The organism is Eggerthella timonensis (genome assembly GCF_900184265.1).
GTDB lineage: Bacteria > Actinomycetota > Coriobacteriia > Coriobacteriales > Eggerthellaceae > Eggerthella > Eggerthella timonensis.
The window spans coordinates 2,585,911-2,601,301 of record NZ_FXXA01000002.1; the positions used below are offsets into that span (position 1 = coordinate 2,585,911).

Annotated in this window: 11 protein-coding genes; 3 read left to right on the plus strand and 8 right to left on the minus strand. The window is 67.5% G+C overall.

The features are described from left to right. Positions 1-229: 229 nt before the first annotated feature. A complete protein-coding gene (locus C1A15_RS10840; RefSeq protein WP_146001846.1) occupies positions 230-1,204 on the plus strand; it encodes a hypothetical protein in 975 nt (324 codons plus the stop codon). 83 nt (positions 1,205-1,287) lie between these two features. Here C1A15_RS10840 and C1A15_RS10845 read toward each other — a convergent pair whose 3' ends face one another. From C1A15_RS10845 to C1A15_RS10865, 5 genes are all read right to left on the minus strand, one after another. Then, the gene (locus C1A15_RS10845; RefSeq protein ID WP_101722583.1) at positions 1,288-1,917 is read right to left on the minus strand and encodes a molecular chaperone TorD family protein; all 630 of its coding nucleotides are present in this window, start codon (positions 1,915-1,917) and stop codon (positions 1,288-1,290) included. Positions 1,918-1,935: 18 nt separating this feature from the next. Further along, complete coding sequence (gene nrfD / locus C1A15_RS10850) at positions 1,936-2,796, minus strand: NrfD/PsrC family molybdoenzyme membrane anchor subunit (protein WP_101722584.1); 861 nt, start codon at positions 2,794-2,796, stop codon at positions 1,936-1,938. Then, a complete protein-coding gene (locus C1A15_RS10855; protein ID WP_101722585.1) occupies positions 2,796-3,425 on the minus strand; it encodes a 4Fe-4S dicluster domain-containing protein in 630 nt (209 codons plus the stop codon). The genes nrfD and C1A15_RS10855 overlap by 1 nt, the downstream gene beginning before the upstream one ends. Positions 3,426-3,440: 15 nt before the next feature. Next, a complete protein-coding gene (locus C1A15_RS10860; RefSeq protein ID WP_101722586.1) occupies positions 3,441-5,576 on the minus strand; it encodes a molybdopterin dinucleotide binding domain-containing protein in 2,136 nt (711 codons plus the stop codon). A 180-nt stretch (positions 5,577-5,756) separates the two neighbouring features. After that, positions 5,757-6,533: a Tat pathway signal protein gene (locus tag C1A15_RS10865; protein WP_101722587.1), complete on the minus strand. Its 777-nt coding sequence runs from the start codon at positions 6,531-6,533 to the stop codon at positions 5,757-5,759. 235 nt (positions 6,534-6,768) lie between these two features. Here C1A15_RS10865 and C1A15_RS10870 point away from each other — a divergent pair, with 235 nt between their 5' ends. Beyond that, on the plus strand, positions 6,769-8,277 hold the full coding sequence (locus C1A15_RS10870; RefSeq protein ID WP_101722588.1) for a helix-turn-helix transcriptional regulator: 1,509 nt from the start codon (positions 6,769-6,771) through the stop codon (positions 8,275-8,277). Between the two features lies 1 nt (position 8,278). Here the strand turns inward: C1A15_RS10870 and C1A15_RS10875 are convergent, their stop codons facing one another. After that, positions 8,279-9,742, minus strand: a complete 1,464-nt coding sequence (locus C1A15_RS10875; protein WP_146001847.1) for a helix-turn-helix transcriptional regulator — start codon at positions 9,740-9,742, stop codon at positions 8,279-8,281. 304 nt (positions 9,743-10,046) lie between these two features. Between C1A15_RS10875 and C1A15_RS10880 the strand changes: the two genes are divergently transcribed. After that, positions 10,047-12,269, plus strand: a complete 2,223-nt coding sequence (locus tag C1A15_RS10880) for an oxidoreductase (protein WP_101722590.1) — start codon at positions 10,047-10,049, stop codon at positions 12,267-12,269. 898 nt (positions 12,270-13,167) lie between these two features. Here the strand turns inward: C1A15_RS10880 and C1A15_RS10885 are convergent. Then, positions 13,168-14,460: a dihydroorotase gene (locus tag C1A15_RS10885; protein ID WP_101722591.1), complete on the minus strand. Its 1,293-nt coding sequence runs from the start codon at positions 14,458-14,460 to the stop codon at positions 13,168-13,170. Beyond that, complete coding sequence (locus C1A15_RS10890; protein ID WP_087189704.1) at positions 14,444-15,388, minus strand: aspartate carbamoyltransferase catalytic subunit; 945 nt, start codon at positions 15,386-15,388, stop codon at positions 14,444-14,446. The genes C1A15_RS10885 and C1A15_RS10890 overlap by 17 nt, the downstream gene beginning before the upstream one ends. Positions 15,389-15,391 lie beyond the last annotated feature (3 nt).

Consider the following 15,391-nt stretch of genomic DNA (forward strand, 5'->3'; position numbering starts at 1 on the left):
GTCGGTCTCTCCGTACCGCCTTAAAGGTTGTTCGGTAGTATACGCCTATTGCGAGTTTTCTTTCTTTAAAATGCAATTTTTATTTGCTATTTATAATTTTTATGCAGTATTGAATCATCGATCAGATCGTTTGGAGGGGCCGTCGAGCCCCGATGGTAATTCATGATGGCTCAACGTATACTTGAGGCAGACCGCCGCAGAGCGGTGCCATCCTGCGATAGGAGGAACCATGGCCACAATGCACGTCGGACACTACCCTATCAACAGCCATACCGCAGAGCATGCCTTCGCCATCATGGAGTGCAACGGGAGCGAGTACCGGTTCCAATGCTACGGAGGCGTCTGGGACGAGGAGCGCTACTACCCGGCCGAGTACTACGAGAAGCGCAGCATGTGGTACACCCGCGGCGGGGCGATCACCTCGTACAAGGAGCATTCCTGCCACCCGCAGATCGCGATGCACCTGGCGCAGTGGGGCAACCCTCTCGACTGGCAGAAAAACGACTATGACAACAAGAGCGGCAGCCCCACGGGACGCGGCGACTGCGCGGGCCTCGTCTACGCCCTCGACGGCGTGTGCCACCAGATGTGCAACACGGTAACGTGCGCGACCCGCGTGCACGACCCGCTGAACGCGCTCATCAACTGGCCGCCTTCGCTCAACGCCTCGAAGCTAATTTACGGGAACCGGGGCATTTGGGGACACGAGGGGGCCATCGTCGACTACGTGCGGGCGCTCCGGTCGTTTTACGGCGATGCGACGGGCGACGTCGAGCCCGCAGGCTCCGACATCGACGTCTCGGCGCTCGATGACGCGCTGACGGCCATCGAAGAGCGCAGGCGCGCCGTCATGAAGGAGGCGCTCGAGAACGGCCCTGACGCCGACGAGCGGCGCGAGCTGCTGGGAAGCGCTGTGTCCGGACTCGACAGCGTCCAGCCGCTGCTCGACGCCGACCTCGAGGCCATGGCGCTCAAGCACGAGCTGGACAACCTCCTCGTCCGTGGGCAGATCGCGAACGAGGAGTACGCCGATCAGATGAACGAAGGCGTGCGTGCCCTCGTCGCCCGCTACGCCGACCTTATGGGGGAGGCATCGTTCGAGGAAGCGTTCGGCTGCCCGACCGGAGACGTCGACTGCAACATCGTCGACGCGTCCCTCATGCTTCCCGACTACGGCGCGGTAAAGGAGTACTTGGACCGGTAAGGGAAGGCGCGCCGTCTTCGGGATTCAGGACGAGACGACGAAGCGGGACCCGCGCGTGCGCGGGTCCCGCGTTGCGGCCGGGCTCAGGCGGCCAGCACGTCCGCCGCCTCGGCGGCGAGGGCGCACACGCCGGCGTAGAAATCGTCGTCGGCGCGGCGCAGGGCCTCGGCGGCCGCCCCGAACCAGCCTGCGGCGTGCTCGCGCGAGAACCGGCGCAGCAGCTCGACGCCGCGTGCAGCCGCAGCATCGTCGCCGCCCTCGCAGGCGCGCCGCGCGAGCGAGGCCATGAACGCCAACTCGCACGCCATCGAGTCGGGCCGCAGCTGCGCCACGGCGGGCGCGAAGCCCTCGAGCGCTCGGTAATCGAACCCGACCGCCCGGTAGCACCGCAGCGCGTGGTCGGCCGCCGGGCCGCTCGCGGTGCCGAACGAGCGGCGGCCGTCCTGCTCCCACGCCCCGCGCACGCAGCTTTCCACGAGGGGCGCGAACAAGGGGCCTCCCGATACGAAGAACCGGTCGTAGTAGCGTTGCCGAAGGGCGGCGCCGGGCTCCACGCAGTCGAACCGCGTCATGCCCAGCGCCTGCGCCACGCGGCGAACGTCGCGCACCACCTCGGAGGACGGCTCGCTCACCAGGGCCCGGGCACACGCCTCGGCCACGACGGCGAACCCGCGCAGCTTGTCCTCCGAGCAAGGGGATGCCGTATCGCACATGGCGGCTCCTCCGTTTCCCTAGCCGAATATCGGGACGGCGGCCACCACGACCGCGTAGCGGAACGCGAACCCGCCGACGAGGATGCACGCCCATTCGGCGACGCCCATCCAAGCGAGGGCCTCAACGCCCCGACGGGAGCGCACGATCGCCAGCGCGAGCGGCGCGACGATGCCGACGGCCACCGTGCCGCCCCAGAACACGAGCGCGCACGAGCCGCCGAGCAGGTTCGCCACCGACGCGGCCGCCGCCTCGGCGCCGCTGCCCTGCGTGCCCGACACCACCGCGACGAGCGCCGCGAGCGCGACAGCCTCGAGCACCGGCAGCGCGATCGCCGCCCGCCCGACCCATGTCGGCAGGGCGTCGTCCTTCGGCGCTGCGAAGCGCGCGACGAGCGCGTAGGCCGCATAGCCCGTGTAGGCCGCCGACACCACGAACGCGGCCGGCAGCACCGCGATGTTCCACAGCGGGAAGGCCGGCGAGGTGCTGAGCAGCACGCCCGTGTACAGCGACACGCCCACCGCCAGCGCCGCCGTGACGACCTCGAGCGCCCGGGGCACGTTGCGCTTCGTCAGCAGCAGAACCGCGCACGCGAAAGAACCGGCCAAGAACAGGCTGATGAGGATCACGCCCCACGCCATGACCGACCCGAGGTTGCCCAGCAGGTTGAAGTAGCGCAACGGGTTCAAAAGCCCGCCCCGCGCGTCCACCGCCAGGATGAGCGCGCCGAGCGCCACGAGCGCGAACGCCGCGACGACGCCGACGAGCTTCGCCTTGCGATGCGCCTCGTCGCGGCCGGCCGACAGCACGGTGAAGATGAACGTCCACGCGCCCAAACCCGCGCAGAACAGGTCGCAGGCGACGATACCGTCCCAAACCATTACTGCCTCCCCTCGTACGGCACGAGCACGTTGCCGCCCTTGTGCACGGCGGACACGCGCTTGAGCGCCATCGTCTCTTCCAGGCCGACGTAGCGCACCGAGGGCTCCATGCCCATGTCGGCCAAAAGCGCCTCGCCGCCGCCCGCCTCGGCCAGCAGCTTCGACACGTCGCTTTCAGGGTCGTTCAGGTCGCCGAACACGCGGGCCCTCGTCACGCACGTCCCCACGCACGCGGGCAAGAGCCCGTTCGCGGAGCGATGGTGGCAGAACGTGCACTTGTGCACGTCGCCCGTCTCCTCGACGAGGTAGCGCACCCCGTAGGCGCACGCGGCCATGCAGTACTTGCAGCCGATGCACTTGTCGGTGTCGATCTGAACCGAGCCGTCCGCGTCCACGTAGCTGGCGCCCGTGGGGCACACGCTCACGCACGCGGGGTTCGCGCAGTGGTTGCAGAGCTTCGGCACACTCGCGCGGCGCACGTCGCCGTCCCGGTCCACGTCCCAGCTTTCCACCCAGGTGTTGAAGTGGCCCAACCCCACGCCGTTCTCCATCTTGCAGGCTACGGCGCAGGCGTTGCATCCAATGCAGAGGGCCAGGTCAATCGCCATGCCCAATCGTTGTTCGCTCATAATCCCACACCTCCCTTATGCCTTCTCGATTTTGAACATGCCGCCGCAGCGCCCGGGGCTCGACGCGTCGTGGTCGGCCAGGATGCTGTACACGCCGTCCTTGGAGACGAGCGGGTCGAGCATCATCCTCGTGCGCACGCCCGCCGCGATGGCCGGGTTGCCCTCGACGAGCTTGCCGTCCACCTCGACGTCCTGCGCGCCGTAGTTGTCGTGGCCGTAGCCGAACGACAGGCTGAACGCGCCCTTCACCTGGCCGCCGCGCACCATCGCCACGCCCTCGGTCACCTCGCCGGTGGGCGTGATCGCCCGCACGGCGTCGCCGTCGGCGATGCCGAGGGCCGCCGCGTCCTCGTCGTTGATCTCCAGGTAGTTGTGCGCGCACAGATCGCGCATGATGGGGCTGTTCGATAGCATGGAGATGGAGCGGAAGCGGGGCTTGTGCTCGGACACCGTGAACGGGAACTCCCCGACCGAGAAGTGATCGGTCATGGGCGACAGGTCGCTGAACGTCGGCGGGTTGTAGCCGAGCGTCGCGGGGAGGCGCTTGCCGGAGTAGCAGTTCGTGGCCAGCGCGCGCTTCTCGTTGTAGATGTACGTCTCGAACGGCTTGAGGAACCGGTAGCGCCCGTCCTCGCCGCGAATCTGCTCGGAGGGCCAGTAGCGCCCGCCGCGCGACAGCACGTGCTGCACCTTCGGCCACTCCTCGGCGCTCACCGCGGCCTCGAAGTCGGCGGGCAGCTCGTCGAGCCCCTGCAGCCTGGCCTCCTCGGCCGAGATGTCGTCCACCGGCGTCTCGGCATACGCGAGGTTCGCCACCGCCTTCAGGTAGAAGTCGGCCGACGTTTCGAACGGGTGCAGGTTGCCCTCGGCGTCGGGGATGGCGTCCGCGCCCCAGCCGGGCAGGTCGCACGCCTTCGCCACGTCGATGAGGAACGTCTCCCAGCATGCGTAGCGCCCGTCGTCGAGCTGGACGGTCTCGGGCGTCTTCGCCTGCCAGCGCACCGTGGCGCCCCAGGCGCCGCTCGAGGGAAGCCCGAAGCTCTCGTACTGCGTCACGTCCGGCACGATGTAGTCGGCCACCTGGGCCATCTCGCCGATCACGACGTCGCACACGATGTGCAGCGGCAGCACCTCCGGATCCTTCAGGCGCTCGACCACCTCGTCGCGCATGGCGCCGGGCGTCGCCTGGATGACGTTGCACATCCAGGTGAGCATGATCTTGCACTGGTAGGGGTACTGGTTGATCGCGGACATGAGCGCCTGGCTGTCCGACTGCGGGGCGTTCGCGAACCAGGGCAGCTTCGGCTTGGGGTCCTTCTCGCCGGCCGCCACGCGGTTCGCGTACTCGTCGGTCTTCTCCCACGCCCTGCTGCCGCGCGAGATCATCGCGGCGTTCTTCATGCTCACGTCGGGCGCCCCCTCGACTGCGGCCAGGTCGTAGCGCACGCCCTTGCCGTCGGTCACCGGCCCGCCCGTGGGGAACGATCCGCCCCTCATCTGGTTCGAGCCGATGAGCGCGCGCAGCACCTCGCGGCCGTTCGGCGTGTCGAAGCCGTTGACGCCGGCCGTGGACGCGGCGGCCGCGTTGACCGTGGCCTTCACGCCGTGGGAGGCGTACTCCTTCGCCATCCGCTCGATCTCGGATGCGGGGATGCCGGTGATGTCGGCGTACTCCTCGATGGTGCGGCTGCCGATGGTGTCCTGCATGCACGAGAATCCCGTGCGCACCTTGACGCCGTTCACCTCGCCCTCGAAGTCGATCACGCCGCGCTCGCACGCATCGTGCGCCGCGGGCTCGTTCGTCGCCGCGTCGATGACCACGTAGTGCTGCACAGGCGTCGCGCCTGCGGCGACCTCTTCCTCGGGCACCTCGATGCCGGCGTCGGCCGCGCGCATGAGCTTGCGGTAGTTCGGATGGCCCTCGTCGACGATCACGAGGTAGCTCGCGTTCGTGAAGGCGCCGTAGCCCGCCGCCTCCGCCGCCTTCTGCGTGGTGAACGACAGCACGTCGGCGTTGTAGGTCTTGTCGCGCACCATGATCTGCGCGATGGCGGCGTACAGGGCGCCGTTGGTGGTGGGCTTGATGGGCACCCAGGTGATGCCCGGCATCGTCGGCGTCACCGCGCCGCTTGCCAAGGTGGGATCGACCACGTCGATCTTGAGCTTGCCCGTGCGCAGCCTCTCCGTGACGTGCTTGCTGATGAACTGAAAGTTCGACCCGTTCCCGCCCGGGAACGCACCGCTCCAGAGGATGTACTCCGCTTCGTCGATGTCGACGCCGCAGCCGTTCTTAGCATTCGTGTAGAGCGAACTCGCTCCGCCGGCAGCGCCTCAACTGGAGTTGTGACTGAACGAGTTCAGCGTACCGAACGACTTGGCGAAGCGCGCGTTCAGCTGACGGCGACCGTCGGCGCGCGTGTTCCACACGATGATCTGGTTCGACTTGGGACCCAGGTCGGGCTGCTCGGGGTTCATCGGCGTCTCGGGATCGTGCACCTGCTTGAACCCCTCGATCACCGTGTCCTCGCCGATGTCGGCGAACAGCTTGCCGCCCTCGCACACCTCTTTCATCAGCTGGTCCCAGCCGATGGGCTTCCACTTGCCCTCGCCGCGCTTGCCGGCGCGCTTGAGCGGCACCGTGATGCGCTCGGGCTGGCTGACGGCGTCGAGCGTGCCGTTGCCGCGCCCGCACACCGTGCCGCGCGTGACGTTGCCGCCGCCGTTCGCGTAGCTCATCGAGCGGTACGCGTCCTCGAGCGGCGCGCCGAACTCGAGCGGCGAGCTCGCGCACGCGGGGTTGTACGGGTTGCCGCCCACGCCGAGCACGCTGCCCGTCTCGCGGTCGAGCTTGATGCGGTTGCCGCAGGCGCTGTAGCAGCCCACGCAGCCCGAGTAGCGCACGATCACGTCCTCGTTGACGGACACCGCGCCCGTCTTGGGATCGACCGCGGCCTCGATGGGCTTGCCCGTCCGGGGCGCCGGGAACTCCGACTCCGCGGCCACCGCCACGGACGGCAGGGCCCCCACGCCCGCGCCGGCGACCGACAGGGTGCCCAAGGCGCCGAGCGCCTCGACGAACGTCCTTCGATCCATGTTCGCTTGTCCCATATCCTCCTCCTTGCTTTCTTCTCGTCTGATAGCACGACGGGAAAAGCGTACGGGGCGATCGTGCGCGGATCATCACCTGATCAAGGCGTTTTAGTGCTCCGCAACCGCGAAAACCGTCTCACCTTAATCCGGTGAAATTTCGATAACCGCAGTTCGCAAGCGAGGTGAGACGTAACTATGACCGGCACGCCCCACCGGTGGCACGCTATACTGGTACCCGTACGAGGGAGGGCGTATGATCGATCATTTCCGACAGAACTTGACGAACCATTGGCGCGAGACCGTCGGTTTCGCGCTGCTTCTCGCGTGGGTGTACTGCACGCTGTTCGGCTGCGGCCTGGCCACCGTCGACGACACCATCGCGTGCGCGCCTTCGTCGTACGGTCTGGAGTACATCTGGATGATGTGCGGGCTGTTCGAGGCGCTCGGGGCCGTCGCCGGCATCGCCGTCGCGCGCAAGCTGCCGCGCGCCGACGAGCTGCTGCAGGATCGGCGCGTGGCCGTCGCAGCAGCCGTCGGCGCCGCGACGGGATGCTTCTTCGTCTGGCTCGCCTGGTACGACCGCTCGCTGTTCGACCTATTCTACGTCATCGGGAGCGCGTTCACGGGCCTGGCCATCGTGCTGTACGGAGCGATTTGGAGCGCGCGGTTGCGCACGCTCAACGAAGCGCGGCTCGAGTTCGTCATCCCCTGCTCGTTCACCATCTCGTTTCTGCTGTACTTCGTGATCCTGCTGACCAAGGAGAGCGGGCTCGTCGTGCTGCTCCTCGTGGTGGCGATGGTGTTCGCATCCGTGCGGTTCGCGCGCTGCGAGGCCGCCGTTCCCCAGCCCGCCCCGTGCGACAAGGAGCCGATGCCGGGCAACCCGGGCGTGCGCTCGTTCGCCATCCTCGCCTTCGCCTCGTGGGTGCAGATCGCGTTCTTCCGCGTGCTGTCCACGCCCGCGATGTCGGGCAACCGGTTCACCCACTACCTCATCCCGTTCTCGTTCGCCTGCGTGCTGTCGCTGGCCATGCTGCTGCTGTGCATCCGCATGTCGCGCTACCTGAACGTGTCGCTGGCCTACCGCTGGAGCCTGCCGCTGTTCATGCTGAGCTACGTGCCCGTCGTCATCGACTACGGCAACGCCAACCTGCGCATCCTGGCCTACGCCATCAACTTCCTCGGCATGTTCGGCGTGCAGTTCGGGTGCTGGATCGGCGCGTGCAAGTTCCTGCGCCGAAGCGGCTGCGGAACGATCGCGCTCGTGAGCCGCTACGCGCTCGGCGAGGGCGCGGGCATCTTCGTCGGCAGCCTCATCGGGCTCGCCGCGGTGCGGATGCTCGACTCCCAGGGCATCATGACCATGTCGTTCGTGCTCATGTCGCTCGTGATCTTCGTGGCGATGGCCACGGGGTTCAACCCCAGCTGGGTGTTCCAGCGCGGCCCGTCGCCGCGCAGGCGGCCCGCCGGGACGTCCGAGGAGGACGCGAACCCGTGCGCCGACCTCGAGGCCATCTTCCAAGGCGAGGCGACCGCCCTCCAAAGCCGCTTCGGGCTGACCGAGCGCGAGACCGACGTGGCCGCGCTGCTGCTGGCGGGCCGCAGCCGCCCGTTCATCCGCGACGAGCTGACGGTGTCCATCAACACGGTGAGCTCGCACGTGCGCAGCATCTTCTCGAAGTGCGGCGTGCACTCGCAGCAGGAGCTCATCGACCTCGCCCGCAACGGCGCGGCCCCCAAGCCCGCCCCGGAAGCCGAGTGAGCTACCCCCGATCGAGGGGGACGCGATCGAGGAGGTCGAGCAGCTCCTGCTTCGAGTGGATCCTCAGCTTCCGGTAGATGCTCTTGCTGTGCGAGCGGACGGTGTTCTCCGATATGAACAGCTGCTTGGCGATGCTGGGGACGTCCCTGCCCCTTGCCAGCACCAGGAGGATGTCGCGCTCGCGCTTCGTGAGCCCCGCTTCCTCCGCCAGCACCGCGCAGCGCTGGGCGACCTCGTCGACCACCGCGGGCGCCGCCGTCGCGGCAACACCTTCCGCGGCACCTGCGGCACCATGCTCGTCCTGGCCCCTCTTGCGCGCCTGGATCGCCGCGTAGGACATCGCCAGGATGTAGAACACCACGAGCACGATGACGGGCAAGGTGGCCGCGCCGAAGCTTCGCGGGTAGTACACCCACGCGCCCAGCGCCGTCGCACCGGCGAACACGAAGTAGGTGGCGCCCGCGAACGCGCCGTACACGTAGGGAGACCACAGCCCGTGGCGCTGCGCGATGGTGACGCTCGTCGACATCATGAACACCGCGACGAACGAGAACAGCACGTACGCCAGGGTGGCCACGGGAAGGGCGAGCGCGTCCCCCGCAATCGAAAGCGCCAGCAGCGCCGTCACGATGACGGGGAAGAACATGCGGTACAGCCCCAGTATGCTCAGCTTCCTGAAGACGGACCGCTTCCCGCCGGGCACGTACCAGGCCGCGTACAGGACGAGAGAGGCGGCGATGATGCACCCGCTGGCGACGAGGTTGATCGTGTCGGAATTCTCGATCCCGTCGAGCGTGATGGTCCTCGTCAGGGCGACCGCGAACGCGATGGCGCACACGCAGATCAGCGGGCTGCCGACCTCCTTCGCCAAATCGCGCAGCCCGGCTTTGCGACCGCCTTGCCGCTCGGCATCGCCAGGCGCGGGCGTCGGCGCGCGCAGGGCCATCAGGCTAAGCGCGACCGCCGCGGCGACGAGCGCGGGGAACGCGGTCCAGAGGCGCCCGCCGAGGACCGCGGACAGGAGCAGGTACTCCGCCGAGCCCATGGCCAGCGAGAGCAGCAGGGTCTTGGTCATCTCGTCGAACGAGAGCCGCGAGAGCACGTGCTGCCACGCAAGCGAGAACAGGCCGTAGCCGATGCCGACGAGGACGGAGGACGTGCCCGCAACGAGCGCTCTGTCGAGCGCGCCCGATCCGGCGAGCAACAGGGCGTAGCCGCCGCCCACGAAAGCGCCCGCCAGCAACGCGACCGCGGCGAGAAAGCGTGCCGAGGGCATGCTGCGCTTCAGGAGAACCGCGCCCAGCGTGAGTCCGAGCGCGATCGACAGGGGGATGGACCAGCACTTCAGTATCTCCGACAGCCCCAGCTGCGTCAGCGCGCCGAGCGGCAGCCCGCCCCAGATGGTGAGCACCCCGACGAGCAGAACCGAGGACAAGCCGAGACACCTGACCGCACGATCCTTCACGCTACCCCCTCTGCCCCTTCGCGTATCCCTTGCAGGCCCTCGGCGCCGACCGCGCGCGGGGCCCCTCCCCGCATGCTTTTTCCTTCCGGTGCCACATTGTAGCGCCTCTTCGCGAAATCGCCCGCGCCATGTGGCAAATCAGGGCGCGGCATCCCCTATTTCACATGGCGTATGTGAGGCGATTTCGCGTCCCGTCGCCTAGCCTGTACCTGTCGCCAGGGGCGATGGACGACGTCTTCCGGCCGTCGCGGCTATGCGGCGGAAGCGGAGGAGACGTTTTCCGACTGCAACCGAAGGAGGATATATGGGAACCGAAGTATCAAGGCGAAGCTTTCTTGCGGGCCTCGGAGCGGCGGGCATCGCCGTCGCGGGAGCCGGGCTGGCCGGCTGCGCGCCGAGCGCGGGAACCGGGGCCAAGACGGCGGGCGAGGCTGGCGCGGGGGCCGGCGCATCGGAGGGCGCCGAGCTCATCTCGGCCGCGTACCTCAACCCGCAGGATTACGACTACCGGCAGAACACGACCGACTTCTCGACGCTCTTCTCGCCCGTGAAGATCGGCTCCATGGAATCGAGCCACCGCATGATCAAGTCGGCCGCCGGATCGGCGACGTACCTGGGCGGGCTCACCGACGAGTTCTTCCAGTACTACGTGAACCTGGCGAAGGGCGGCGTCGAGATCATCTGGATCGAAGGCGAGCTCGTGTCGCTGATCACCGGGGAGACCGCGGCGCCCAACGCGGAGGAGTTCTGCAAGCGCCTCGTCGACGAATGCGCCCGGTACGGCGCCTCGCTCGGCCTGCAATGGGCCCAGTTCGCGCCCGACGTGGCCGAGCTCTCCGTCGATGAGATCCTCGCCTTCGAGGACGTCGCCGTGAACCTCGCGACAACCATCCAGGGCATGGGCTTCAAGGCGCTCGAGATCAACGCGGCCGGCTTCAACATCGGCGAGCACTTCCTCTCGCGCTTCCACAACACGCGCACGGACCGCTACGGCACCGGCAGCCTCGAGGACCGCGCCCGCTTCGCCACCGAATGCATCGAGAAGATCAAGCAAGCGTGCGGCGACGACTTCGTCGTGCAGATGCTCATCGACTGCGTCGAGGAGAACGACAACCTCACCAACAACGCGACGCTCATGGACCTCGACAACACCTTGACCGCGCCGAGCAACCTCGTCATCACCATCGAGGAGGGCATCGAGTTCGCGAAGCTCTTCGAGGCCGCCGGCTGCGACTCCATGCACCTGCGCCTCGGGCCGCTGGGCAACCACCCCTGCCAGTTCGCAAGCGACCTCTACTTCATCCTGTACGGCATCGAGGGCGCCACGGGCTACGGCACGCAATGGGATTTCAGCCGTCATTTCCAAGGATCGCTCATCGCCGACCACAGCGGCGCGGGCATGCTCATCGACGTCGTCGCGCGCTACAAGGAAGCCGTCTCCATCCCCTGCGGCGCCGTCACGTACATGGACCCGGCGCACGCCCCCGACTTCTTCGAACAGGCGCTCGCCGACGGCAAGGTCGACTTCTTCATGATGACCCGCCCCTTGACCGTGGACAACGAGTACGTCGCCAAGCTTCGCGACGGGCGTGCCGACGAGATCGCCCCCTGCACGCGCTGCTTGCACTGCCATATCGGCAGCAACCAGCTGAACCGCGCGATGGGCTACTGCCGCGTGAACGCCCTCACTCAGCGCGTCATGACCGACAACGGGCCGGCCTCCTACGAGCTCGAGCCCGCGTCCTCGCCCAAAAAGGTCATGGTGGTCGGCGGCGGCCCCGCCGGCATGGAGGCGGCGCGCATCGCCGCGGCCCGCGGGCACGAGGTGTCGCTCTACGAGAAGGGCAGCACGCTGGGAGGCCTCCTGTCGTTCGCGAGCATGGTGAAGGGGCCCCACGAAAACCTCGACGACCTCGCCGCCTACCTCAAGCGCCAGCTCGAGGTCACGGGCGTGCGGGTGACCACCGGCAAGGAGATCGACCAGGCGTTCATCGAGTCCGAGGCTCCCGACGCCGTCATCTTGGCGGTAGGCGGGACGCGCGACAAAGCCGACATCGCCGGAGACGTGCCCATCGTCGACTTCGACTCGTTCATGACGGCCGACCTGGGCGACAACGTCGTAGTGTACGGTTCGAACGCCCAGGCCTTCGACTGCGCGCTGTGGCTGACCGTGCGCAAGAAGCGCGTCACCATCGTCACGCCCCACGCCAACGCGGACCTCGACATGCAGCAATCGCAGCACGCCATGCGCTTCATGACCACGGCGCTGTACTCCCTGGGCGTGAAGGTGTGGCCGAGCGCCTCGATCAAGGAGGCCAAGGACGGCAAGGCGATCATCGCAACCGAGGTGGGGACCGAGGTGACCGTCGACTGCGACGCGATCGTCGACGGCGCCGAGATGGTGCCGAACACATCGTTGCTCGATGGGCTGTCGGTTGCGGAAACCTACGCGATCGGCGACTGCGACGCACCGTTCAACATCGCGCTCGCCATCCGCGCCGGCAACGACGTCGGCCGCGCCATCTGAGCACGCGTTCCCCGCTTCGTGCCGCGTTGATTGCGGCCCCTCCCCTGCCCGCCGACGAACCCTCCCGTCGGCGGGCGCATTTGCGTCCCGCGCGCTTGCGTGCACGGCTCTTCACGCAATGTTGCGTTTTTCAATCTGCATCGACGTGCGCCGAGAAAGGGCGCTATGCAACACCCGGCTATCGGGACGCTCCTCGTCCCGCCAACCCCCAACGCGACTCCGGTCGCATCGTTCGCGGAGGCACCCTCATGTCCCGACCCGCCGTCAGAGGGCATGGCCGATGAAAATCGATCGTAGCGGGCCGGCACATCAGCCCCGCAGACGACGGACGATCGGCTGCAGAGCTGCTACGGTAACGGATTCGGAATTTTTCTTCGATATTTTACCGAAGCTCGGGGCCTCGCGCCCGGAGCGCGCCTTAGGCCGCCCCGATTCCGGCTTTTCCCACCGCGCGGGGCGGTTTTCGGGCGGTTTCCCCGCTTTCGAAGGGGGTTTCGGAGCCTTGATTGTCTGATACGGTAAAATATCGAAAAATTCCTCCGGTTTTATTACCGTATTCGCACCATGCAAGTTGGGCACAACCCTAGCAACGGCAGAACGGCCAAGCACGCCTTCGCCATCACGAACCGCAACGGGAACGAGTACCGATCCAAGCGCTAGGGAAGCGTCTGGGACTGCGGTCGGTGCTATCCGGCCGAGGTCTACGAGCAACGCACCAACGCGCCGAGCTCATGGGGCAGGAGGCGCTCTCGGGCGCGCTCGGCGATGCGGCCGAGAACATCGATTGCACCATCATCAATGTCGAGTTCATGCCGGAAGACTGCAGACCGCGGTAAACGACGGGGCCCGACATCGTCGGGCCCCGTTGGCGCATGCCGTCGTCAAGCTCGCGAAGCGTCTACTCGACGATCGCGCCATCCTCGAGGGTGGCGTAGCCGCCCACGTAGACGTCGGTGGCGCGGCCCGTGAGCTCGGCGCCGATGAAGCCCGAGTTCACGGCCTTCGAGAGGAAGTCGGCCGCGTCCACCGTCCAGGCGGCGTCCGGGTCGATGACCGTGAGGTCGGCCGTCGCGCCCGGCTCGAGCGCCACGCGCTCGACGCGCAGGATCTCGCGGGGCTTCGCGGCCATGAGCTCGACGGCGCGCTCCCAGCTGATGATACCGGGCGCGACCAGATTCGTGATGACGAGGGCGAGCGACGTCTCCAGGCCGATCATGCCGAAGGGAGCCAGCTCGAACTCGGCGTTCTTCTCGAAGTCGTTGTGCGGCGCGTGGTCGGTGACGATGGCGTCCACCGTGCCGTCCTTCACGCCCTCGACGAGCGCGGCGGCGTCGTCGGCCGTGCGCAGCGGCGGGTTCACCTTGAGGAAGGTGTTGTAGTCGTCGCCGATGGCGTCCTCGGTGAGGAACAGGTGGTGCGGCGTGACCTCGCAGGTGACGGGCAGGCCCTCGGCCTTCGCGGCGCGCACGAGCTCGAGCCCGCGGGCGGTGGTGAGGTGCTGCACGTGCAGCGGGCAGCCCGTGAGGCGGCAAATGGCGATGTCGCGGGCGATCTGGATCTCCTCGCCCTCCGCCGGCCAGCCCAGCATCCCGAGGCGCGTGGACACGACGCCTTCGTTCACCTGGCCGGCGCCGACGAGGTCCTCGTCCTGGCAGTGGCTCATCACCACGCGGTCGAACTGCGCGGCGTAGTCCATGACGCGGCGCATCATGCCCGCGCCCTGCACGCCGCGGCCGTCGTCGGTGAAGGCGACGGCGCCGTGGGCCACCATGTCGCCCATCTCGGACAGCGTGTCGCCCGCGAGGCCCTGCGAGCAGGAGCCGGCCACGTGCACGCGGCACTTGCCGACGGCCGCGGCGCGGGCCTTGATGTACTCGACGCCCACCGCGTTGTCGATGACGGGCTTCGTGTTCGGCATGCAGCACACCGCCGTGAAGCCGCCGTGGGCCGCGGCGCGCGTGCCGGACGCGATGTCTTCCTTCGTCTCGTAGCCGGGCTCGCGCAGGTGCACGTGGATGTCGACGAGGCCGGGGACGACGATCTTTCCGCCCAGGTCGCGCTCGACGCCCTTCTCCATCGCGAGGTTCTGGCCGATCTCGACGATCTTGCCGTCGCGCACGAGGATGTCAGCCGTTTCGTTCAGACCGACCTGCGGGTCGATCACATGGGCGTTCTTAAGCAGTAAGGCCATCTTCGCTCCCTCCCAGAAGAAGATACATTTCCGCCATGCGCGTGAGGATGCCGGCGTAGACTTGATCGAGAATGACCGAGCGCTTCGGATGGTCGGCCATGTAGCTGTCCAGCTCGACGCCGCGGTTGATGGGGCCGGGATGGCAGATGAGGGCGTCGGGCTTCATGAGGGGCTCGCGCTCCTTCGTGAGGCCGTACAGCATGTTGTACTCGCGCAGCGACGGGTACGGCGCGCCTTCGAGGCGCTCGCGCTGGATGCGCAGCATGTACACCACGTCGAGGTCGGGCAGCACTTCGTCGAGCTTCGTGGTGACGTGGTCGGCGCCGAGGATGTCGGGGCGCGCCGGCAGCAGCGTCGGCGGGGCAACCACCGTCACCTCGCAGCCCATGATCTTGAGCGCGGGGATGAGCGAGCCGCACACGCGGGAGTGGCCGATGTCGCCCACGACGCCCACCTTAAGGCCGGCCAGGTCGCCCTTGACCTCCCAGATGGAGTACAGGTCCAACAGCGCCTGCGTCGGGTGCTGGTGCTTGCCGTCGCCCGCGTCGATGACGTGCGCGCCGGAGACGTCGGCGATCTTGCGGGGCACGCCCGCGTGCTTGTCGCGGACGATGATCATGTCGATCTTGTAGGCGCACAGCGTCTCCACCGTGTCCACGAGGCTCTCGCCCTTCACCGTGGAGGTGGAGCTGCCGCCGAAGTTCAGGCTGTTGGCGGAGAGGCGCTTCTCGGCGATCTCGAACGAGGAGCGCGTGCGGGTGGACGGCTCGTTGAACATGTTCACGACCGTGACGCCCTTGAGCGTGGGGACCTGCTTGATGCGGCGCTCGTTGACTTCCTTGAAGCGCGTGGCCGTCTCGAGGACGGTCATGATATCCTCGGCGGAGTACTCCGTGATATCGATCAGATGCTTGTGATTGAAGGCCATGCC